General features: G+C 51.5%; 20 protein-coding genes, 1 tRNA gene and 4 pseudogenes. 7 read left to right on the forward strand and 18 right to left on the reverse strand.

Annotated elements, in window-relative coordinates; all coding sequences use genetic code 11:
* Window positions 1–80: 80 nt before the first annotated feature.
* The 6 genes and pseudogenes from ACQ86N_RS44475 to ACQ86N_RS44500 form a co-directional block, all read right to left on the reverse strand.
* A pseudogene (locus ACQ86N_RS44475) lies at window positions 81–1004 on the reverse strand (methionine aminotransferase); the annotation flags it as partial.
* Window positions 1001–1333 (reverse strand): annotated as a pseudogene (locus ACQ86N_RS44480) (3'-5' exonuclease); the annotation flags it as partial. The pseudogenes ACQ86N_RS44475 and ACQ86N_RS44480, both read right to left, overlap by 4 nt.
* Window positions 1281–1727: a hypothetical protein gene (locus ACQ86N_RS44485; RefSeq protein ID WP_431212667.1), complete on the reverse strand. Its 447-nt coding sequence runs from the start codon at window positions 1725–1727 to the stop codon at window positions 1281–1283. The pseudogene ACQ86N_RS44480 and the gene ACQ86N_RS44485, both read right to left, overlap by 53 nt.
* Before the next feature lie 16 nt (window positions 1728–1743).
* Window positions 1744–2400, reverse strand: a complete 657-nt coding sequence (locus ACQ86N_RS44490) for a mannose-1-phosphate guanylyltransferase (RefSeq protein WP_431217847.1) — start codon at window positions 2398–2400, stop codon at window positions 1744–1746.
* Window positions 2401–2434: 34 nt separating this feature from the next.
* On the reverse strand, window positions 2435–2827 hold the full coding sequence (locus tag ACQ86N_RS44495; protein WP_431212668.1) for a sugar phosphate nucleotidyltransferase: 393 nt from the start codon (window positions 2825–2827) through the stop codon (window positions 2435–2437).
* Between the two features lie 144 nt (window positions 2828–2971).
* Window positions 2972–3856, reverse strand: coding sequence for a KpsF/GutQ family sugar-phosphate isomerase (locus ACQ86N_RS44500; protein WP_431212669.1), 885 nt, complete (start codon window positions 3854–3856; stop codon window positions 2972–2974).
* Window positions 3857–4293: 437 nt separating this feature from the next.
* Between ACQ86N_RS44500 and recQ the strand changes: the two genes are divergently transcribed.
* On the forward strand, window positions 4294–6588 hold the full coding sequence (gene recQ, locus ACQ86N_RS44505) for a DNA helicase RecQ (protein ID WP_431212670.1): 2295 nt from the start codon (window positions 4294–4296) through the stop codon (window positions 6586–6588).
* A 275-nt stretch (window positions 6589–6863) separates the two neighbouring features.
* Window positions 6864–6936 (forward strand) — tRNA-Phe (locus tag ACQ86N_RS44510).
* 430 nt (window positions 6937–7366) lie between these two features.
* On the opposite strand, the gene ACQ86N_RS44515 is transcribed toward ACQ86N_RS44510, so the two are convergent.
* The 7 genes and pseudogenes from ACQ86N_RS44515 to ACQ86N_RS44545 form a co-directional block, all read right to left on the reverse strand.
* Window positions 7367–7639, reverse strand: a complete 273-nt coding sequence (locus ACQ86N_RS44515; RefSeq protein WP_431212671.1) for a hypothetical protein — start codon at window positions 7637–7639, stop codon at window positions 7367–7369.
* Window positions 7640–7739: 100 nt separating this feature from the next.
* Window positions 7740–8642 carry a toxin-antitoxin system YwqK family antitoxin gene (locus tag ACQ86N_RS44520; protein ID WP_431212672.1) on the reverse strand — a complete coding sequence of 301 codons (903 nt, stop codon included), beginning with the start codon at window positions 8640–8642 and terminating at the stop codon, window positions 7740–7742.
* A 56-nt stretch (window positions 8643–8698) separates the two neighbouring features.
* Complete coding sequence (locus ACQ86N_RS44525) at window positions 8699–8980, reverse strand: YybH family protein (RefSeq protein WP_431212673.1); 282 nt, start codon at window positions 8978–8980, stop codon at window positions 8699–8701.
* Window positions 8961–9128, reverse strand: a complete 168-nt coding sequence (locus ACQ86N_RS44530) for a hypothetical protein (RefSeq protein ID WP_431212674.1) — start codon at window positions 9126–9128, stop codon at window positions 8961–8963. Before ACQ86N_RS44530 ends, ACQ86N_RS44525 begins: the two co-directional genes overlap by 20 nt.
* A 54-nt stretch (window positions 9129–9182) precedes the next feature.
* On the reverse strand, window positions 9183–10211 hold the full coding sequence (locus tag ACQ86N_RS44535) for an ABC transporter permease (protein WP_431217848.1): 1029 nt from the start codon (window positions 10209–10211) through the stop codon (window positions 9183–9185).
* A 201-nt stretch (window positions 10212–10412) separates the two neighbouring features.
* Window positions 10413–10598, reverse strand: a pseudogene (locus tag ACQ86N_RS44540) (hypothetical protein); the annotation flags it as partial.
* Window positions 10599–10839: 241 nt separating this feature from the next.
* Window positions 10840–11577 (reverse strand): annotated as a pseudogene (locus ACQ86N_RS44545) (ABC transporter permease); the annotation flags it as partial.
* Between the two features lie 208 nt (window positions 11578–11785).
* Between ACQ86N_RS44545 and ACQ86N_RS44550 the strand changes: the two are divergent.
* The 5 genes from ACQ86N_RS44550 (at window position 11786) to ACQ86N_RS44570 (ending at window position 14718) form a co-directional block, all read left to right on the forward strand.
* Entirely contained in the window at window positions 11786–12664 is an 879-nt protein-coding gene (locus tag ACQ86N_RS44550) for a helix-turn-helix domain-containing protein (RefSeq protein WP_431212675.1), read from the forward strand.
* A 68-nt stretch (window positions 12665–12732) separates the two neighbouring features.
* Window positions 12733–13203, forward strand: a complete 471-nt coding sequence (locus ACQ86N_RS44555) for an ester cyclase (RefSeq protein WP_431212676.1) — start codon at window positions 12733–12735, stop codon at window positions 13201–13203.
* Window positions 13188–13517, forward strand: coding sequence for a hypothetical protein (locus tag ACQ86N_RS44560; RefSeq protein ID WP_431212677.1), 330 nt, complete (start codon window positions 13188–13190; stop codon window positions 13515–13517). The genes ACQ86N_RS44555 and ACQ86N_RS44560 overlap by 16 nt, the downstream gene beginning before the upstream one ends.
* Window positions 13518–13589: 72 nt before the next feature.
* Entirely contained in the window at window positions 13590–13757 is a 168-nt protein-coding gene (locus ACQ86N_RS44565; protein ID WP_431212678.1) for a hypothetical protein, read from the forward strand.
* Window positions 13758–13878: 121 nt separating this feature from the next.
* Window positions 13879–14718, forward strand: a complete 840-nt coding sequence (locus ACQ86N_RS44570; RefSeq protein WP_431212679.1) for a hypothetical protein — start codon at window positions 13879–13881, stop codon at window positions 14716–14718.
* Between the two features lie 177 nt (window positions 14719–14895).
* On the opposite strand, the gene ACQ86N_RS44575 is transcribed toward ACQ86N_RS44570, so the two are convergent.
* The 5 genes from ACQ86N_RS44575 to ACQ86N_RS44595 form a co-directional block, all read right to left on the reverse strand.
* Window positions 14896–16344, reverse strand: coding sequence for a T9SS type A sorting domain-containing protein (locus ACQ86N_RS44575; RefSeq protein WP_431217849.1), 1449 nt, complete (start codon window positions 16342–16344; stop codon window positions 14896–14898).
* A gap of 88 nt (window positions 16345–16432) precedes the next feature.
* Entirely contained in the window at window positions 16433–16945 is a 513-nt protein-coding gene (locus tag ACQ86N_RS44580; RefSeq protein WP_431212680.1) for a hypothetical protein, read from the reverse strand.
* Window positions 16946–17243: 298 nt separating this feature from the next.
* The gene (locus ACQ86N_RS44585; RefSeq protein ID WP_431212681.1) at window positions 17244–17954 is read right to left on the reverse strand and encodes a hypothetical protein; all 711 of its coding nucleotides are present in this window, start codon (window positions 17952–17954) and stop codon (window positions 17244–17246) included.
* 78 nt (window positions 17955–18032) lie between these two features.
* A complete protein-coding gene (locus ACQ86N_RS44590) occupies window positions 18033–19172 on the reverse strand; it encodes a Wadjet anti-phage system protein JetD domain-containing protein (RefSeq protein ID WP_431212682.1) in 1140 nt (379 codons plus the stop codon).
* Window positions 19165–20958 carry an SbcC/MukB-like Walker B domain-containing protein gene (locus ACQ86N_RS44595; protein WP_431212683.1) on the reverse strand — a complete coding sequence of 598 codons (1794 nt, stop codon included), beginning with the start codon at window positions 20956–20958 and terminating at the stop codon, window positions 19165–19167. Before ACQ86N_RS44595 ends, ACQ86N_RS44590 begins: the two co-directional genes overlap by 8 nt.
* Between the last annotated feature and the right edge of the window lie 65 nt (window positions 20959–21023).

A 21023-nucleotide genomic window follows, 5' to 3' on the forward strand; every position in this document is an offset into this window, starting at 1 on the left:
CTCCTTATCCGGTTCGTCGCTGATACGGTCGTATTTGTACAACTGAAAATAGCTTCCGTAAGAGGGTAGGGGGTGAATTTCGTGGCGGTCATCAGGCTGCCGAACAGATCGCGTTTGCGCTGCAGGAAGCTGCTCAGCGACAAATAGCTATCCTTGTCCGTGAGATATTTTGCCAGCCCGACCTGCGACGGTGTATGGCAGCTGAAGCAGTTGAACTGGTGTACTTTCCGGAACTCCTTCATCAATGCCGGTGACGACACGCTATACCCCAGTTTCCAGCCGGTACAGTGATAGACCTTGCCGAAGGAAAAGGAGACAAAACTTCTTTCGAGCAGATCGGGATAACGGAGTATCGAACAGTGCGGAATCCCGTCGAAGATCAGGTGCTCGTATACCTCGTCGCAGTGAACGAAGATTGGCGTTCCCGCCACAATGCTTTGCAGCTGCTCCATATCCTCCGGTCTTAAGACAGAGCCCGTGGGGTTATGGGGGGTATTGAGCATGATCAGCCGGGTGCGGGGGGTAATCTTTCTTCTCACCTCCTCCCAGTCGATCTTATATTCCGGAAAGCTCAGTGCGATCCGCACCGCTACCCCGCCGTTAATAATGACATTGGGGATATAGCTATCGTAGGCGGGTTCAAAGACGATGACCTCGTCGCCGGGCCGCAGTATCGTCGTCAGCGCCGTATAGATAGCATATGTTCCGCCTGGAGTTATCGTGATCTGGGTATCGGGGCTCACGGCGGTGCCGTACAGTCCCGCGATCTTTTCCGCCAGCACTTCCCTGAGTGACGCGAGGCCGTTCATATGCGCGTATTGGTTGTAGCCATCCCGCATGGCCTGGTCAACAAGAGCAACCAGCCGTTCGCTCATCGGAAAATCGGGAAAACCCTGTCCAAGATTGACTGCTCCCAGCTCTGCGGCCAGCGAGCTCATAACGGTAAAGATCGTAGTGCCGACATCGGGGAGTTTGCTTTCAATTCCTGGAGTTGACGTGCTCATGATTTGATTTCTATGTTTTCGGGACGTATTTGGGTCTCGCCCTGCAGACGGAGATAGACCTGCGCCGCGGTCACCACGTCCTTTTGGCAGTAGGTCACGATCCGAAGGAGATCGCGCTGTGCCCAATAGACCTCTCCGACCTGGCTGCCGACGATATCGTCTTTCGGCGTCGGTATTCCCAGCGCGTGGGCCAGCAGGTTCAGCGAGATAAAGTTCTTGTACTCTCCGAATTTCCAGAGTTCCATCGTATCGATATGGGGTATCTCCCACGGCTTTTTACCCGAGAGGTTCAGGACGGAAGGCAGCTTCATACTGTGGATGACCATGCGCCGGCAGAGATAGGGAAAGTCGAATTCCTTTCCGTTGTGGGCGCAGAGGTATTTTTGTCCCTCCGATCCCCAGCTTGTTGAGCAGGTCGCAGAATCGGGTCAGAAGGTCTTTCTCATCGTCGCCATAAAATGACTTGATCGAAAGCTTTCTCCCGGCGGGAGGCCCGGAGAGGACGCCGCAGCTGATGCAGACGACCTTGCCGAATTCGGCATAGATAGCCGAGCGGCCATAGATCTCTTCGGGTGTAGCCGGCAGCTTGTCCCTGAGCAGGGCCTCGGCCTTATGGCGCCAGAGCTCCTGCCATTCGGGAGGAAGCTCGCCGAATGCGGAATACTGGGACACCGTTTCGATGTCGAGGAATAATATAGTATGCAGCGGATAGGGAGAGGCCATATCTTTCGGTTCTCACCTAAAGATACTGATCTCCTTTATTCCGTCTTACTTCGGCTACATATTCTTTGATCTCCTGTTCTTTATCCCGTTTGCAGATCAGCAGGACATCATTCGTGTCCACGACGATAAAATTGTCCAGACCCTGAAGGAGCACCAGTTTGTCATTGGGCGCGTGCACCATACACCGGCTGGCGTCGATGACGATGACATTGTCTCCGGCAACGGCGTTCTCCAGGTAGTCCTTTTGCAGATTTTCGTAGGCGCTGTTCCAGGTACCCAGGTCGCTCCATCCAAAAGAAGACGGGATAACATAGACATTATCCGCTTTTTCCATGATACCAAAGTCGATGGAGATATTTGTACACAGGGGATAGACGGACTGAAGCGCTTCTTTTTCGGCGGGCGTATTGAACTTGTCCTTGTCCGCGGAAAAGACGTCGTACATCTCCGGAAGATATCTTTCGAAGGCTTGTATGATATTCTTTACCTGCCAGACGAATATGCCGGCGTTCCACAGGAAGTCGCCGCTGGCAAGAAAGGTCTTGGCCAGCTCGAGGTTCGGCTTTTCGGTGAAGGTCTTTACCTTGAAAACGTTGTCCGAAACGGCGTGCTGTTCGTACTGGATATAGCCGTATCCCGTGTTGGGGTAGGTGGGCTTTATTCCGAGGGTAATAAAGGCGTTGTGCTTGTTGACAAAGCTTAGCGCCTCAAGGCAGACCTTTACAAAACCCGTTTTGTCGAGGGATCAGGTGGTCGGCAGGCGCTACGATAAGGGAGGCCTGTGGATCCTTCTGCTGGAGTTTGAAAGAGATATAGGCGATACAGGGGGCCGTGTTCTTGCGGGAGGGTTCTCCGAGGATATTCGCGACGGGCAGATCGGGCAGCTGTTCCTTTACGATCTCCGAATATTCCTGTGAGGTCACAACATAGATATTTTCCAGCGGGATAAAGCTGGCAAAACGGTCAAATGTCCATTGGATAAGCGTTTTCCCTGTGTTCAGGATGTCGAGGAACTGTTTGGGAAAGTCCTGACGGCTCATGGGCCAGAACCGGCTGCCAATGCCTCCGGCCATGATGACCACGTAGTGATGTTTGTTCATTTTTTATAAGTCTTCTGTTGTTCAACTATTCCGGCGGCGGGATCCCGTATACGGATGGTTTATAGTATCCCTTCGCTTATAAGATTATTCAAATCTACAAATCCAAGATATTGATCGCTGCTCGTCACGACAAGACGGGTTATGTCATGAACCCGCATGAGGTCGGAGCGCTTCGATGGCAAGAGACTCTGCGTCGATCGTTTTGGGTCGCACCGTCATAATATCTTTCGCCAGCAGTCCCTCCGTCATTCCCTTCGTCTCCAGCATCCGGCGGAGGTCTCCGTCGGTGATGACACCCAGCAGCTGGCCGCCTTCGTCGGTGACCGCGGTCGCGCCCAGCCGGCTTCCGGTGATCTCGATAATGACCTCGCGAAGGGCCGTTTCCGGGCTTACCCGGGGTTTTTTATTGTGGATATAAATATCCTGAACCCTTAAGTAGAGTTTTTTCCCCAGTGTCCCACCGGGATGAAAGCGGGCAAATTCATCGCTGCCAAATCCGCGCAGCTCCATCAGGGCTATGGCAAGTGCGTCTCCCATAACGAGCTGCGTCGTCGTACTGCTGGTAGGAGCCAGATTATTCATACAGGCTTCCTGCGAGACCGAGGCATCCAACACAATATCAGACTGTCGTGCAAGCACCGATTGTACATTTCCAACGATGGATATCAGGGTGTTGCCGAATCCCCGTATCAGGGAGAGCAGCACTTTGATCTCGGGGCTTTCGCCGCTCTTACTCAGTATCATGACCACGTCCTGCTCCTGCACCATACCCAGATCTCCATGTATCGCATCTGCTGCATGCAAAAAGACTGCCGGAGTTCCGGTTGAGTTAAAAGTCGCAACAATCTTTTGTGCGATAATGGCGCTTTTTCCGATGCCGCTGACGATAACTCTGCCTTTACAGGAATGGATCAACTCAACTGCTTTTTCGAACTGGTGGTCGATCAGCTGTTCCAGGGCTGCAACGGCAGCGGCCTCCATCCGGACCGAATTCTTTCCTATCTCGATGATGTTCTTGCCCCTGCTCATAATAATATAAGTCACAAACTTATATCAAATTGACTAAACGGCCTCCCATTCTCTGATACCGCATTTCTGATTTGGGGATAACTGTTCATCCTTTAGGCCCTTTATAGAATAATTGCCGGGGTTGCGAATAAAAAAGTTGAAAGACAATGAATTAGCTTTTTAGCAAACCAGAGACGTATGATGAATTTTCATATAAACTGCGATCCTGCTTCTCAATTTTAACACATTCCAGCTTCGGGCTTACCCCCTTTTTGTGTAACTTCGCCATCCCTTAAAAAACCAAGAACAGCCCGGGCTTATCCTTCACTGGACGACCTCCAGTACTGAAATATCAATATTCCTAAGGGGTTCTTTCGATAGTACGCTCCGCCTCGTGCGGGGGTACGAACTGGATTCGCTCCAGTTTTGGTAAAAAGTGAGGAAGAAAACTTTTGAGCATGGCAACAACCGAAACAAAAAAAACCACCACCACCACCAGAAAAACCAAGGCCAAGACCGTTAGTAGCAAGACTTCAACTGTCAAAGTAAACCCTGCACCGTCTACTTCTCTGCTCGCACACCTGCAGGAACAGTTTGGTTTCGACGCATTTAAAGATAATCAGGACGCTATTATCCAGAGCTTACTCTCGGGTAAGGATACTTTTGTTATCATGCCGACTGGCGGGGGCAAGAGCCTTTGCTATCAGCTGCCCGCCATCATCAGCGAGGGGGTGGCGATCATCGTAAGCCCGCTGATCGCCCTGATGAAAAATCAGGTCGATCTCGTCCGCAGCTACAGCAGCAAGGACAGCGTGGCCCACTTTCTCAACTCTACTCTCAGCAAGAAACAGATCCGCGAAGTTCACGAAGACCTCCTCAACGGGCATACCAAAATGCTCTATGTCGCGCCGGAAACGCTGACCAAGCAGGAGAATATGGAGTTCTTCAGCGATCTGAAAATATCCTTCTTCGCCGTTGACGAAGCGCACTGTATCTCGGAATGGGGACACGATTTCCGGCCCGAATACCGGCGGCTCCGCGAGATGATGGACCAGATCAGCCCCGACATTCCTGTTATTGCGCTGACCGCGACGGCCACGCCCAAGGTAAAGAGCGATATCGTCAAAAACCTCGGCCTCCGCGAACCCAACATATTCATATCTTCCTTCAACCGGCCGAACCTCTACTACGAGATCCAGCCCAAGATCAAGAAGGACCAAACGATAAAGAGCATCGTCCGCTATATTATCCAGCAAAAAGGAAAGAGCGGGATCATTTATACGCTGAACCGGAAAACGACCGAAGAGCTGGCCGACATGCTCGTAGCCAACGGCATCAAGGCGGTAGCCTACCACGCAGGCCTCGACAGCAAGCTGCGGGCGGAAAGACAAGACCTCTTCCTCAACGAGGACGTACAGGTCATCGTCGCAACCATCGCCTTCGGGATGGGCATCGACAAGCCGGACATCAGATTTGTCATTCATTTTAATATTCCCAAGTCGATTGAGAACTACTACCAGGAGACGGGTCGCGCCGGCCGCGACGGACTGGAAGGCAACTGTATCCTGTACTACTCTCACAAGGACGTCGCCAAGCTCGAACATCTGATGAAGGACAAGCCCCTCAGCGAAAGAGAGGTCGGCGCGCAGCTGATCAATGAAATGGTCGGTTTTGCGGAGGCCGGCGTCTGCCGCCGCAAGGTGCTGATGAGCTATTTCGGCGAGGAATATACGACGGAGAACTGCGGCAGCTGCGACAACTGTCTCCACCCCAAAGAGCAGGTAGAGGCTAAGGACAACGCCGTCAAAGTACTCAGGACCATCAAGGCCCTCGACGAACGTTTCGCGACAGGATATGTGATCAGCATCCTGATGGGAAGGCTGACGCCCCAGATACAGATGTTCCGCCACGAGGGTATTGCGGAGTTCGGCATCGGCAAAGACGAGCCGGAACACGTCTGGAATTCGCTGATCCGCCAGATGCAGCTCGAGGATATGCTGAAGAAAGACATCGAAGAGTATGGCGTCCTCAAGATCACCAAAAAGGGCGAAGACTTCCTGAAGAAACCGAAGTCCTTCAAGATCATTCTCAATAACCTTTTTGAAGAGGCCAACGCCGACGACGAAGAGGAGAATACAGAAGCCGCCGGTACTACCGCCACCGACGAGAAGCTGTTCGAGCTGCTGAAGGATTTGCGTCAAAAAGAGGCTAAGAAAAAAGCGCTTCCGCCGTTTGTGATCTTTTTGGAGACCTCCCTCCAGGACATGGCCACCCTCTATCCCACTACGACCCTCGAGCTGGAAAAATGCCAGGGCGTCAGCAAGGGGAAGGCCCTTCGTTATGGCAAACCCTTCATCGAGTTGATCGCCAAGTACGTAGAGGAACACGATATTCAAAAGCCCGACGACTTCATTATGAAGAGCGTCGTCAATAAGAGCGTCAACAAAGTCTATATCATTCAGCAGGTCGACAAAAAGATCCCGCTGGAGACCATTGCGAAGAACAAGGACCTCCGCCTGGATGCCCTTCTGGAAGATATGGAGACGATTGCGGCCAGCGGCACAAAGCTGAACCTCGACTATGCCGTCGACGAGATGCTCGACGAATACGAACAGGACGAGATCATCGACTATTTCAAAAGCTGTGAGACGTCCAGCCTCCAGGTGGCGCAGCAGGAGCTCTCCGAGGGCAATTTTACCTGGGAGCAGCTCAAGCTGATGCGGATTAAGTTTCTGAGTGAATATGGGATGTAACTGACGCGGCGCGGGTTCTGTGGCGGCGGTTCACTTTCCGGGTAGTTGTTCACGCCTCGCGGCGACTGGTTCAGGGACCAGGTGATCCGGCCGGTTCTCGGACCCGCGGTTCACACCCTCCGGACAATGGTTCACGTCTCCCGCGAAACCCGCGGTTCACGGACCCGGCCTGTAGTGACGGTTCACGAAATTTTTGAGGATTTCCCCTCCAATTATTTCGAAATTATACCCAAAAAACCCTATCTTCGCAACCCCAATACAAAACTTGGGTAGCTGGTGCGGTAGCTCAGTCGGTAGAGCAAAGGACTGAAAATCCTTGTGTCGGCGGTTCGATCCCGCCCCACACCACGCTTTAAAGGTCGCAGAAATGCGGCCTTTATTTTTGCAACGCACTAGTCAGGTCCCGGAAATGGGGCCTTTTTTGTATACAAGGCTTAATTTCGTGTATGGCTTTATATCAGTTCGATGAATTTATTACTGGCTGACTGGAGAATATGAGAATACAGTTTAAATTCTCTTCTTTGAGTCGGATGGTAAAGATATTCGGTATATAATGGAGGCTTCGATCCCGTCGACAAATCCGCCCAACCAAATCTCTCCGATTTTACACGCCTTTTCAATGACAGCAAGAACGCCTAGGCCAAGGACTCAGGCAGGACAGAGAAAATACTCGATCTGCGCTTCGTCTAAAACCCTTAGTGGCTTAATTTTAATATTTAAGCCAACGCCTTAAATGTTGGGGGTAGCAGGCTGCTTTAATAAACCTGTAAGTTTTCATTTATTTCCTTTTCGTGCTGAAAGTGTTAATCAGCGCAGCCCGCCGGCGCTTGTCCAGAAATTCTTCCGGGATCACAGCCTCATTAGCTTCCACCAGCACGACATAGAATCTTTCAAAGGGGATATCCTTTCCATCCACTTCAAGTGTACTCGGCCTCATCAGGTGATCAAGCATCGAGAGAAGTTCATTCCGGAAGGCCTCGTTTTCCTGATATAAGCGAACAGACTTCGCAATAACCCGGCTTCGTTGATCATATTTCACATCCAGCAGCACCCAGCCACTTGTAATCACTGTATTTGCCAGTCTTTAATATTTTTTATTCCACGATCGATCTCAGCATAAGGGTCGACAGACAGATCGCCCGACAGAGCCCTTACTTTTTTCCGGCCAATCTGCAGAAATCATTATGCGCGTAATAATCCATTGCCTCAACCGGCTCTACGCCTGCTACAGTACTGATAGGATTCTGATCGTAGTCCTTTGTGAGCCTGATCGCCGTCGAGACTCCACGAATAAACCTCCCGGACGAAAACTGTTCCACAAATAACGGTTCCCGCAAGAATTTGCTATATAGCTTCCACTCGCCATCCGGCAAACCCTCTTTCACGGAACCCACGATCTTCAACTCGGTGGTACTCGAATAGTTGCCGGTAAGCACCGTGCCTTCGAACCGACCGTTACCTTCGTGCGCCAACGTCTGAGCATCCTTGCTAAAACAGTCTATCAGATAAACACCACTGTCTGTATACTGGACAGACTTCTCTTTTTGCCCATTTTCAAAATAGAAATCCCAGATCCCTCTCCTGGCATTTTTTGTATAAATGCCTTTTTCACGAACCAGTCCATTTCTGAAATAGAACCAACAAGGCCCATCCAATACAGCATTGTCATAAGACAACCGAGCAGCAACACTATCATTGTCCAAATAGTAATCCGTCACAAGGCCGGATTGCTGATAATACCTGTTCAGGGGTGCTACCCTATAAAATGCCGCACAGGGTATCTCACTTAGCCTTGAACCCATGCTGTTAAGAAAGAATACTGCAGTATCCTTATTGACAAACGTGAGCTGGTCGTCGTAAAACACGCTGTCCGTCCGTATTCTATGGCTAAATACTCCGTTCCTAAGCAGCGTATCCCGGACGCCCGGATAGTGATGCTCCGGCGAATTGGGATTGTCATTAGTCCGGTATGTGGAGACCTGCGCGAAGAGCGTCCCGGAGCAAAGAAGAAAACTAAATAACAGATGAAATTCCAGTCGGTTGGGTCGAATCATAACTAAAAAAGGGTCGAATTCAAAAATAATGATGGTCATTAAGAGAAAGCACATTGCTACTTTGAGGGTCGCTCCAGGATCACCTTCAGCGTTTCCCTGTCCGCGGGAGCGGATGTATGCTCATGAATAATTTTCCAGGTCCCATTCCTTTTCACGCCCACCCAGGTCAGCCGGTTGAACAGGGACCGAAGCCTCTCACCGGTGTCCGATATCCCCGTATATTTTACAACGGCGTGGGCGTAACCCATTTCACCAGCCTCTGTGACCTGAATATCGCTGAACTCGACGGCGCAAGTTTCCTTGCTTTTCCCCAACCATTCAAACCAGCCATCCGCCATTCCCGCGCCAGGCGGGTAGTCCCTCAAAGGTCCATTCCCAGAGATCGAAAACATGTACGCTATCATCGAAGATAGTAGCAAACAGCGCAGCATCTTTTTTAAAGACAGCATCCTTGTAGATATCGAAGAGGGCTCTTAGTTCGGTCATAGTAGTGGTTTGGACTAAAGGTAGTTCCTTTATTTCAACCCCGCCAACCATCCATCACTCCGATCGGAGACTCTTCACGGGATTGACCAGTGCGGCGCGAACGGACTGATAACCCACAGTACAGAGCGCGATCAACGCGGACAATATACCGGCCAGCGCAAAGATCCACCAGCCGATAGCAATCCGGTAAGCGAAGTTGTGAAGCCACTCGTTCATGAAATACCAGGCCAGAGGAACGGCAACCAGCAGCGCCTCCGCTACCATGACCAGAAAATCCCTGGAAAGCAGGTATACGATGCCGGGAACCGTCGCGCCTAGTACTTTCCGAATGCCGATCTCCTTTGTCCGGCGCGCGGCAAAAAAGGAGATCAGCCCCGACAAACCGAGACAGCTGATAAGGATAGCGATCAACGCCGTAACATCGATCAACTTGTTCAGCAGCTCGTCCTTATGGTAGAAAGAATCCATTTCGTCGTTTACATAGCGATATTCAAAAACTTTATCCGGGTACGCGGCCTGCCATGTTTTTTGAATGACCCGCCGGGAATCCTCCTGCCGGCCGGCACCCAACTTAATGGCGGCATAGTTATAGCGGCCGCTGAAGGGTGTGATCATCACCGGTAACAGCTCGCCGTACAACGGTTGCACGTTGAAGTCTTTTACAACTCCCACGATGGTTCCGGGAAGGTCGCCAAGAGCCCCATTCACTACCCGGTGGCCGATCACCTCGCCCGGTTCGTGGAATCCGAATTTATGGAGCAGGGTCTCATTGATGAGCACCTCGTGGCTGCTGTCGCCGGACCGCAGGTTTCTTCCGGCGACCAGTCTCAGCTGGAAAGTATGCAGGTAGTCGGAGTCCGCAGGGATCGACCTCGAAGCAAAATTTTCCCAGGCCCGCGTATCATAGCTGATCGATCCCGCCAGATACCTTTGTCCGGTCTGCGGAGCCGCATAGCAGAAACTCACGGAGTGTATGCCCGGATCGGCCAGCAGCCGCTGCTTCAGCCAATCCAGCTTGTTTTTGTCGGGGACCGGCACCAGCAGGACCGACTCTTTATTAAAGCCGGGGTCGGCATTCTTCACGTATCTGATTTGCAGCGTAATAATGAGGGTGCAGATGATCAACGCCTGTACGACGACGTGCTGCAGAACGACGAGCACCTTCCGGAAAAGCGCAGACAGCGATCCCGAAGTCTGCTGCTTGAGTGCGGTGATCGGTTTCCACCGGCTGACGATCAGGGCCGGATAGGCTCCGGCCACCACCGTGACGAAAAAGATCAGCAGCAGCAGGAAGCCACATAACGTTCTGTCCCGAAGGAGGTCGAACGGCAGACGGGTCTGCAGCCAGTTGCGGAATACGGGAAGCGCCAGCCAGACCCAAACAAGGGACAACGCCGCCGCCAGCAACACGATACAGGCGGTTTCGATCATAAACTGCCAGAATATGGAAGCAGCCGTCCCGCCCAGCACCTTTCGCGTCCCGATCTCCCTGTGCCCGTCTTCCGCTCTGTGCCGTTGCCAGATTGATGAAGTTGAAGCAGGCGATCAGCAGGAGAAAGGCCGCCACGATACCCAATGTAACGAGAAGGGACATCCGAATGGTGTCGCCGTAGCGGGCGTCAAAATGGATCTCCTTCAGCGGCTGCAGATCAAAACGATAAACGTTCCGCACATCGGCGCTGAAATGCTGCGTCTTCAGTCGGTCAATCGTTTTTTCGATCTTGCCCGCGTTTACGCCGGACGGCATCCATACAAAGGACTGGGCCCAGGCATTGATGAATCCCCAGGAAGCGTGCATCTCCCTTTCGACTTCGGGGCGCCAGGCGGAAAAGCTCGATCTTGACAGGAACAGCTCCGTCTGCAGGTCGGTGTTGGAGGGGAGGTCTTCCAGTATGCCGGTGATCCTGGCAGTAAAGCCCTCATCGAAACTGATCGTTTTGCCGATGGGGTCTTCGTTTCCAAAATATTTTGCCGCAAGTCTTTGGGTGATGGCGACCGTATGCGGTTCCTGGAGGGAGGCCGGACTGCCTTTCAGCCAGGTATAGTCGAAAAAACTGAACCAGTTGGGTGAAACAAACGCCAGCGTCTCCTTTTCCGTGAAAAGCCTGCGTCCCGCAGCGCCGGGGAATGCAACCGTTACCGTGGGGACCTTCAGCAATACGGTATAGTCCCTTACTTCCGGGACCTGTTCCTTCAGAGAGGCGGCCAGATCCAGCGGCGCCCCCGGCTCGTACACGACCGATCCGTCATCCAGATGAAGGCTGGACACGACCCGGTACAGCTGACCCGATTTCCGGTGATACCGGTCAAATCCGAGATTCCAGGTGATGAACTGAAAAAGCAGCAGCCCTCCGGCAATGCCCAGGGATAGGCCAAGGACATTCAGCGAAGTATACCATTTTTGTTTTTTGAGCGTCCTGACGGCTAGCCTGAAGAAGTTGTAGAGCATAGTGTAATAGAATGTCCAGGGGGCAACTAATACCGTGCCCGTCTTCTACGGCGGTAGAGCTCAGATAGTTGCGCGCTCTGTGGTTCTTCCCGTCGTCCGGTTTTGATACGATACGATGTTCTGGTTTGATACACGGGATCCGACATGTCGGCGATCCGCTGTAACTTGCACGGGCGGATTGGCCAAAATTCCTTTATCGCGACGCAGGATGAAAATTCACAACCTTCCCCAGGACATATCTTCCGCCGGGCCAACCGCGGACAATAGCATCATTATTCACGCCTTCAACTCCGCCAGAAACGTAGTCCGGGAAAAAACCGTCCTCGACTGCAATGCCATCAGCCTCGTGATCGAAGGAGAAAAGACCATGACCTTCACCGAAACGACGGTCAGCCCAAATGACAGGGAGATTCATATCCTTTCCGCCGGCCGCTGCATCGCATCGGTGGACATATCGAGGCAGAAGACGTTCAGAAGCATCCTCATCTTTTTCGACGATAAAGAACTGGCCGATTTTTTCCTTCAAAACGCCGCTTTTATCGAAAAAGCTATGAGATCGGCAAAGGTAAAACCCAGCGCGTATGTGGCTTTCGGGAAAGATGAGTTTATAAATCACTATATCGATTCGCTGACGCTGATGCTGAAAAACGCCGCCCATCTCTCGTTACCCATGAAGCGCATCAAGCTGCAGGAGCTTTTGCTCTACCTGCTGGAGAACCACACGCGGGCGTTTCTGGCCTTCAAAAACAGGGCACAGCTGGGCTCCACCGAAATGATCATCCGTAAAGTCGTCGAGTCCAATCTGGTCAACAATTTGGGGATCGACGAGATGGCCTTTCTCTGCAACCTGAGCGCGTCCACATTCAAAAGGCAGTTCAACAGGATCTACGGTGAGTCGCCCAATACATGGATACTCGCGCAAAAGATGCAGCTGGCGGCGCAGATGCTGGCCAGACAAAAGGAGAAGCCCGCGGAGATCTGGTTCAAGCTGGGTTTCGAAACGCATTCAGGCTTTACAAAATCCTTCCGCAAGCATTTTGGGGTTGCACCAAAAGATTATAAGAAACGCCTGACCTTGGAGGACTAGTTTTTGGGCTGGCAGACCTAACATCACGGTGGCTCATATCCGCATCTTTGTGGGACAAAAACGTAAATATGAGCTACACTACCGAACAGAACAAGGCGATCGTGAGCCGCTTCAACCACGAATGTATCGAGCAGGGGCTGGCCACTTCCTTCGAAGAATTATTGGCCGGGGACGTGGTCAACCATTCAGCGCCGGCGGGAAGACCTAATGGCAAGGAAAGTTTTAGTGCCTTCCTCAACGGGGTTCTGCGCAAAGGGTTCCCGGACTGCAAAGTGGAGATTCTGGAGCAGGTCGCCGAGGGCGACTTTGTTACCACGCGGAAAAAGATTACCGGCACGCATACGGGAGAGATAATGGGAATAGCCCCGACCAACCGGTTTGTGGAGATACAGGTCATTGATATGATCCGGCTGGAAGACGGGAAATATAAGGAGCACTGGGGACAGACGGATTTTTTGAAGTCCTTCGAGCTCTATAATGCCGGCAGTCAAACTTCACTCTCGTGTCCCAGGTCCTCAATTCCATGCCTGCCGGCATAGTACTCTACTACAGCCCGGATATCGTCAAAACTTTTGTCCATTCTCCGGAACTTGAAATTGAAGTACCATATATCGTCCCACGCAAGACTGCCGTTTCTTCTGGACCAGATACCTCCAGCATCTATGCGTATCTTGACTCTCTTGTCAAAATAGTAGAAAAGGCAAATGGCAGGGATTGCGGCAAAAAAAATATAAAGAGGGGCTTGGCAAAGGACCAGTTGTGCAGGAAAAAATCAATCGAGTCTTTTCGTTGCCCCGGTAGGATAAATCCAGCAGACATAATGCCGATCCACGCCAACGAACATATGAGATAATATTTCTTCCAGCCTTCCCGGATCTCTATGGAATGTGTGTCCATCAAGGGGAACTCATCAAATCCAAACCAAATGAATAAGTATGAACGATTAAAGAATGAGCTGGCCGCGGCCGGCGAGGGAAGAATGAAAGCATTCGGCAATTCGATGCTGCCGGTACTAAAAAGCGGAAGCCTCCTGACATTTGTCAGGGCGGAGGACTATGAGGTAGGCGATGTCGGGAATACCAGGGAAGGGTGATCTGCGAGGGTTAGGCCGGCGGGATAGCCGATGGTACCGTTGGAATCCCACCCGCCTCCCTTGGGTCATTCCCGCCAAATCGTGGCCGCCGACGGATTAGCTTTATGGCAAAATTTGCAAGATGAAGCCGACCTATGCTCTGACACTGACGATCTGCGCGTTACTCCTGTTTGCGTGCAAAAAAGACCACCCCATCCATATGCCCCCTCCTCCGGAGCCCCAGCCGGCCCAAAAGATCCTGCTAAAGGATGTGGTGATCCCCCATCTCCCTTCGCCATTTTATCATTTCGATTACCGGCAGGACAGTCTCCCCTCCAATGTCAATTTTGCCAGCGGATTCAGCGACTATGAGGTCATTTACAACGGGAATAAGATCGCGGAGATGAGGAATATCAACCTCGCCAACCACGATACACTGCGGTATTCTTATGGCCCGGACGGCAAACTGGAACTGATCAAATTCATCAATAGGTCGAACGTCGTTTACCGGCTGGTCGAATTCCTGTACAACGGCGACCTGGTAAGAGAGATCGACTGGAGCCAGAAAGTTGAGAACGTCGGTTATTTCGTCGATCGCACGCTAAAGATGGACTACTATCCCGACGGGAATGTCAGGACGATCGCTCAGCGCCGCCCGTCGTTCGACGGCGTCACGCCGGAAACCAACGACACGACTTTATTCGAGCAGTATGACGACAAAATAAATGTGGACGACTTCAGCCTTATCCATGTCCCGTTCAACGACCATCTGCTTCTGTTCCAGCGGTTCCGCCTGCAGAAGAACAACGCGCGAAAGGAAACTTTTACGCAGGATACCCATTTGAACGACAACGTGGTTACCTATACTTTCACGTATAACAACGACAAGACGCCCTCCGCAAAAAATGGGTCCCAGACCTTTACAGGCGGCTCTCTGGCCGGACAGACATTCCAGGTCAGTACGAATTATACTTATTATTGAGGTGGGGGCCGTTATCGTTGAATTGGCGCGGGGCCTGATTGGGGTAGACCGGCCCAAAACCGGCCGGCTCAAATAAAAAACGGCGACTGCCTCAGCCGCCGCCGCCGCGATATGAGGGGGTTAACTACTTGCCATTAGCGATCCACCAGAATTTTCGTTTGTTCCGGGGTCAGCCCATCAAACCACTTGCAGAATGTAAACACCCGCGGGAAGGTTGCGGATATAGTCTATTTGTACATTATTCTGACCCGCAGCAGCTGTCTGTTGCTGCTGCCACATAAGGCTACCCTTCAGGTCGAACAGACGCAGGCTGACCATGCCGCCGGCACTGTGGTTAAAGCTGACGGTGACTGAGGTCCGGGCAGGGTTGGGATACACCGAGAGCTTGCCCGCAAGTCCGCTCTGCTGAACCGATACCGTCCTGCTATAGGCGACAGTGCCATCCACGTCTACCTCGCGGATACGATAGTAGATCTTGCCGCTACCTGCCGGGAGATCCTTATCCGAATACAGATAAGCGTTATTCAGACTATTGCCTTCTTTGAATGGGGTGCTGCCAATATCAGAGAAATTGATGCCGTCCGTGCTGCGTTCGACGACATATTTCAGCGTATTTATTTCGTATGCTACCTGCCAGTTGAGGTCCGCTGCGTCGCCATTCTTTACAGCTGTAATTCCGAGGAAGCTGACGGGCAAAGTGACACAGCTCAGCGGTACCTGGGCAGGAGCGGAAGCGCTCATGGTGGTGATCATGGCGCCGATGCTACCGGCTGTCGCCCCATAAGTGGTGGTCTGGCCGTTGGTGGTTCCGGCAGCGCCGCCTGCTACCGTGCTGGCCGCGTTCAGTGTCGCATTAGAGTAGATGACGCCGCCGCCACCGCCGCCGCCCGGGCCGTGAGAAGGACCGCTTGTAGTCTCGTTGCTGCCGCCGTTGCCGCCCTTCGCCTGGATCGTCAGGTTGCTGGTCGTGCCGTTGCCGCTATAGACAAGAACCGATCCACCGGCGCCGCCGCCGCCAGAGCCGTCGTTCTGAACGGTACTGTTGGCCGAGACACCGTTTGACTTGATGGTGCCCGTACCTGTAATACCATTCTGTCCGATAAGAATAATAATGCCGCCGCCGGCCGTGCCGCTGCTGGCAAAACCATTACCCGGCGTACCGGTAGCGTTGTTGGTTGTTCCGGCTCCGCCGCCACCGCCCATGATCAGACGGGAAGCAGAAGCCTGGGTGAAAACGGATCCCGGCCTGCCACCAACGGCAAGATTCGAATTCCGGGAGTTACCGCCATATCCGCCGGCACCGCCATTGGCGCCACCGCCACCGCCCGTATTTTCGTCGTTGTTATTGGCGGGGTTACCATCCGTGCCGCCGCCACCTGCATTTGCGGGAGCACCCTTCGCATAGCTGCCATTAGGGTAACCTTCCGTGCCGGAAACGTCGAGGAAAGAGTTGTTATGATTTAAGTATTTCGGCGTACCTGCAATCCCTTCGCCCTTGCTGCCATTCGCGTTATAAGCGGATGACGTAATATAGTCTGAACTCGTGCCTGCACCTGAACCAGTAAAGGCCCGGCCGCCACCGCCCCTGAAACCAAGACCGGAGGCATCGATAGTCTGAGAGTTCATCAGGATCTTGTCGGTTGCATAAAGGACCACAACACCACCGGAATAGCCGTCCCAACGGGGAGCAGTAATCGTACCGGTCAGCTTGAGGTCATAGTAGATCGGAACGCGGATCACCTGGTAGGTATACTGTCCGTCGGTACCGAAAGGTGTATTCTGATAGCTGTTGACCAACCCGGAAGAAATCGTCAGCGTACCACCGCCCGTGGCGAGGTTGCTGGCTGCAATCACATATTCCATATTTCCGGCCGTCAGCACGCGCGTTGCTCAGATAACCGCTGCCGTCGCCCGAACCGTCGCCGTAGTTAATGTTGTTGCTGGAGTTGATCTGAGCTCCCTGCATCTGGATGATGAGCAGGATATCTCCCGTACTGATCGGCGTCGAACCATAGTAGGCGCTGCCGAGGACGATGGAGGTGCTGCCTGCGGGAACGCTGGCCTGACTGGCGGGATAATAAGTATTCGGATAACTGTTTATATTGGTCGTTGTCGTAGAAGGACAGCTCTGGGCCGTCGCCATCTGGCTAAACAGGAGGATCGAAATGGTCAAAACCCAGGCGGGTCTTGCGAGAGCATACCCAAATATTGTGTAATCATTCTTCATCGGTAACAGATTATAGGGTGACGAGGGTATTGGCCTCGCTATAATAATATCCAATGAGGGACCAATAATTTTCTGCTTATAAATCAAACAGATATACCATATCCTAAATATGAAAACATCTCCCAACCGGAAATTTTTTCCGGGTTTGGGACAAAAAATTGCAGAAAATACGGCCGAAAAGAGGAGAATTACTGTGGAAAAACTATGTGGGGAGTTGGTAGTTTGGCGGTTGGGGGTGCGTGAACCGGGTGGTTCACCGGAGGGAAGACGGGAAGCGTGAAGAGCGAGGCGGGGCACCCTAGTGTAACCTCACCCTAAAACTAACACCACCACTCAAATTAACCCCATATTCGCTGACCTTCAACTGATCCGACGGCTTCTTGATCTGTTTAAAATGCCCCCCGGACTTGCCATGATTATTACTATAATATCCCAGCCGCCAGTGCGAGTTAAAATACATATCATACCCCACACCCCCATAAACACCGACCTGGACGCTCCCAAAACTTATCGGGTACCAGAAAGCGCGCACGCCCGGCTCTACAAAAAGACCCATGCGACGCAGGGCCAGGGGAAAAGGGTACTGTGCCGCCAACTGCTGATATTCAGGTGGTAACTGCCCGTTGAGCCGGACGATATCGTTATGGAACCCCGCACCAGCTCCCGCAACCACAAGAAACGACGGGGTCTTGACCAACGCATAATAAAGCCCGCCGAGAACATTGAAAGAACTCAGGTTACGGTCGGACTTGATAGAAGACAATTTGATACTATATAAAAGTCTGGAAGAGCTCGGCATAGCAGCCAGCTCGAAATTGAAGTTACATGGCACATGCGGCTCCGTCGGATAGCCATACTTTTCCAGCCAGCGGTTGATATGGGGATCCGTCGCGTGGCTGTAGCTGACCCCGGTATTGAACAGCAGGTAAAAGCTGGAATCCTCCCCCGATTGAGAGAAGGCCCTCCCTCCAGTCAGTAAAAGGAGCAATAAGAAACCGCCCAGTTTCATCGCTTAAATGTAGAAAAAAAGAGCGTGCCGTATAGCCCATTAACAAATAAAAACGCTTACGCGCCTAAACCCGAGAAATCAGGAATTTTGTTCAATAGTATGCCGGACAAAGTCCTGTTGAAGCTTTTCTTGTTCGATCCGACCCTGTTTCTCCAATAAAATACAGTACCCAGCCAACTCCTCCGGATGCAGTTCAAGGATAGGGCGATTGTAGCGGTAGTGTATTGATCTTATTTGATCTATGTGGTGTCGCACTGTTTTTTCGTCCATCAGGAGGCTGATAGCATGCGGATAAAAACGCCTGAACTGTTCGAGCATAATATACCCATCTTCATCCAGGTCGCCCCAATAAAAGACCCGGGCGGAGGCAAAGAAGGGAATGTCTTTCAGTCGGTGGAGGGCATAGCCTTTAGCAAAGAGAGCAAGTGCGTTCTTACGTTCTGGCACCAAATAAAGATTTGTTTCATTTTCAACTACCCATAGTTCTTCAACAATCCAGCCGGCGTTTTGCAGCGTGGTAAAAGGAAGCGCCAGCACGTCGAGCCCTGCTGTATATTTTTGGGCAAGCATCCCATCCAACCAGCGAATAGGGAATAAATGGGGCTTTTTACGTAAGCCGGCGGCCGTCTCCAAGTCGTCAATTGTCGGAGGGAATTTTTCCGGGTCAAACAATTGGAGGATGGAAAGAATCAGGTAGGCATACTTATCGATAAACTTTGTATGGACGGGTATCGGCAGGTTCCGGATATAATATGCGCTGGCGTCTTCCGATAAGAAAAAGTCGACGACAATAGTAATATCCTTCCAATCATCTGCATACTTCAAAACATCGAGTGGGTGATCCAGGAGCCATCTGGTTATCCCGCCGTTCCAAGAAACCAGCAACTGCAAGATCGATCGGAAAAAAACCAGCTCCTTCCCCTTGCCGATGAGGAAAAGAAAATCTTCTTCAGTCGTCACCTTAACGGAGGAGGGCCAGCGTTGCTTTCCGAATTTTTTTGTTTTTGTATCCTTCCAGTCAATGGTCCAGCCTAATCGTCCATTAGCCTTTTCATATTGCTGAAACGAGGCTGTCAGCTCAAACAGGGCCACGGTGTTCTCTGGCATCTTCAGGCCACCTCGCAGTGAGATCGTCTCAAACGGCTCGCCGGCAATAACTCTTCGAAGAAAATCCGGATATTTTTTCCTCAGTTGGGCAATATAGTCGATTTCACTCACTTACAAAGAGCTCCTTTTTCTCTTTCAATTCTTTTTTGGTCATATTAAAGAGGATACTGTGTCTGTTGCTCACCCTCTGGACCAAGTGAACATGCGCAATAAAGTTCTCCACGATCTGGATCTTGTCGCTGGGAGTGACTACGAGCAGCTGCAGGTGCAATTGTTTGCAAAGCTCCATCAGGTAAGTAGCCTTCTCCTCATCTTGGTTGGAAAAGCTTTCATCGACGGCAATGAAGCGCAGACTTTTCGAATTACGGCCTTCCCTCGCAATGCCGAACTGATATGCGATGGCGCTGCAAAGAATGGTATAAGTTAATTGGGCTTTTTCCCCGCCTGAAAGCTGGCCCATCTGGCGGTAGGTCTTTTTTAGCTCGTTCGTTTCCCGGAATTTTTCGTCAGCCCAGAATTCAAACCAGTTGCGTACGTCAAGTACCCGGCTCCTATATGTCTCGTTTTCGTCCAGCGCATCGACAAAGGGTTGAACATGTTGTTTGAAATGCAGGGCCTTTTCCTCAAAACGGCTTTGTTGCCAGTCTGCCGCCTGAGGCAGCGCATTCAGCAGCATGTGCCTGAACTCCTTAATTATGGTGTCCGTCACCGGGCGGATGCCCAGTTGAATATAGGTATCCGGTAGGCGATTGAAATTGATGCCAGCCAGAGACTGGTTCAACGTGATTATGCTGTTTTTTATTTTTCTTTCCCAACTCTCCAATTCTTCGTTCAATAGGCCAATTTTGATAACAGCGGTCTCGTGCAAAAGGCGCTCAAAATCCTTTCTGAAACGGGGGAGGTTTTCCGACTCTAATTTTTCCAGCCATTCGATATATTCACCGGCAAATTCCGATTCTTCCGGAAGCTGCTGGATGTCTGCGGCCCAGTCCGTAAACCGCTGGAGCAATTCCATCGAAGGCCGCTTGATCCTGGTAATAGCCTTTTCCAGGTCACGCTGTTCCTTGGCTGTCGCCTCTTCATAATGTTTACACGCCGCCTCTGCCGCTTCGGTCAGCTGCCTGTAGACAACGTCGATATTTTCAAGGGACAGCTCGAGATCAGCGAAAATAGTTCCATGTTTATGCTGGAATTGAAGTAAAAGGTCCTTGTCTTCTACTGTGATCAGCCTGACGAAGGAAGACAGTTGTTGCTGCTCCTGTTCCCGTGTCGAGAGCTTATGGTTGGCGAGTGTGATCTGGCTTACAAGTTCGTCTTTGTCTGTCTGACGTAGTTGCAACCGCTCACGAATACCTTCCAACTGTTGAGTCAGGGCTTTTAATTGATCGCTACTTCTTTTAAGTTTAGCGATCTGATCCTCCGTGCTATGGATAGCCTGAACGATGGCCGCTACATGAATGCTCTTGAATCCAGGATGTTCGTTTATATGTTTGGCTGCGAACACCTGTTCCTGCAGGCGTTTGGTCCTTTGAGCGGACCGTTGTTTGGCTTCTTCGGCCAGTTCGATCTCCTGCACCAGCTGCGAGCGTCGCTGTTGAAGCGCTGCTTTCTTCTTCTCATTGTTCCAGCCAAGAACGTAACGGCTTGGGTCGTTTCTGTCCGGCCGGTCGTCCTTTTCATGACGATCGCGATTTTTGATTAGGCCTTGCATTGTTATAGCCCTCTCATATCTTTCCAGAATCTTTTCGTTTTCTACACAGATGAAATTATATTGCTGGATCACCTGCTGGCCAACCCAGGAGCTCAAGGGGTGTTCGGGGTGAAAATCCAACTTATGCCAGGCCGTTTCATCTTCGGCGTGCTGCTTAAGGGCGATATCTTTTATATGATTGTACACCAGCCGGGCCCTTAGATTGGTATTATTGACATAACGAGTTACTTTTTTATAATGTTTGTCCGGGA

The organism is Puia sp. P3 (assembly GCF_050632245.1).
Lineage (GTDB): Bacteria > Bacteroidota > Bacteroidia > Chitinophagales > Chitinophagaceae > Puia.

Excerpts from the sequence above, each read along its gene's own strand:
- ACQ86N_RS44585 (WP_431212681.1), bottom strand. The coding sequence starts at position 17,954 with ATGAAACTGGGCGGTTTCTTATTGCTCCTTTTACTGACTGGAGGGAGG.
- ACQ86N_RS44570 (WP_431212679.1), top strand. The coding sequence starts at position 13,879 with ATGAAGCCGACCTATGCTCTGACACTGACGATCTGCGCGTTACTCCTG.
- recQ (WP_431212670.1), top strand. The coding sequence starts at position 4,294 with ATGGCAACAACCGAAACAAAAAAAACCACCACCACCACCAGAAAAACC.
- ACQ86N_RS44520 (WP_431212672.1), bottom strand. The coding sequence starts at position 8,642 with ATGATTCGACCCAACCGACTGGAATTTCATCTGTTATTTAGTTTTCTT.
- ACQ86N_RS44550 (WP_431212675.1), top strand. The coding sequence starts at position 11,786 with ATGAAAATTCACAACCTTCCCCAGGACATATCTTCCGCCGGGCCAACC.
- ACQ86N_RS44495 (WP_431212668.1), bottom strand. The coding sequence starts at position 2,827 with ATGAACAAACATCACTACGTGGTCATCATGGCCGGAGGCATTGGCAGC.
- ACQ86N_RS44580 (WP_431212680.1), bottom strand. The coding sequence starts at position 16,945 with ATGAAGAATGATTACACAATATTTGGGTATGCTCTCGCAAGACCCGCC.
- ACQ86N_RS44575 (WP_431217849.1), bottom strand. The coding sequence starts at position 16,344 with ATGAACTCTCAGACTATCGATGCCTCCGGTCTTGGTTTCAGGGGCGGT.
- ACQ86N_RS44560 (WP_431212677.1), top strand. The coding sequence starts at position 13,188 with ATGCCTGCCGGCATAGTACTCTACTACAGCCCGGATATCGTCAAAACT.
- ACQ86N_RS44485 (WP_431212667.1), bottom strand. The coding sequence starts at position 1,727 with ATGGCCTCTCCCTATCCGCTGCATACTATATTATTCCTCGACATCGAA.
- ACQ86N_RS44500 (WP_431212669.1), bottom strand. The coding sequence starts at position 3,856 with ATGAGCAGGGGCAAGAACATCATCGAGATAGGAAAGAATTCGGTCCGG.
- ACQ86N_RS44555 (WP_431212676.1), top strand. The coding sequence starts at position 12,733 with ATGAGCTACACTACCGAACAGAACAAGGCGATCGTGAGCCGCTTCAAC.
- ACQ86N_RS44530 (WP_431212674.1), bottom strand. The coding sequence starts at position 9,128 with ATGACCGAACTAAGAGCCCTCTTCGATATCTACAAGGATGCTGTCTTT.
- ACQ86N_RS44525 (WP_431212673.1), bottom strand. The coding sequence starts at position 8,980 with ATGGCGGATGGCTGGTTTGAATGGTTGGGGAAAAGCAAGGAAACTTGC.
- ACQ86N_RS44565 (WP_431212678.1), top strand. The coding sequence starts at position 13,590 with ATGAATAAGTATGAACGATTAAAGAATGAGCTGGCCGCGGCCGGCGAG.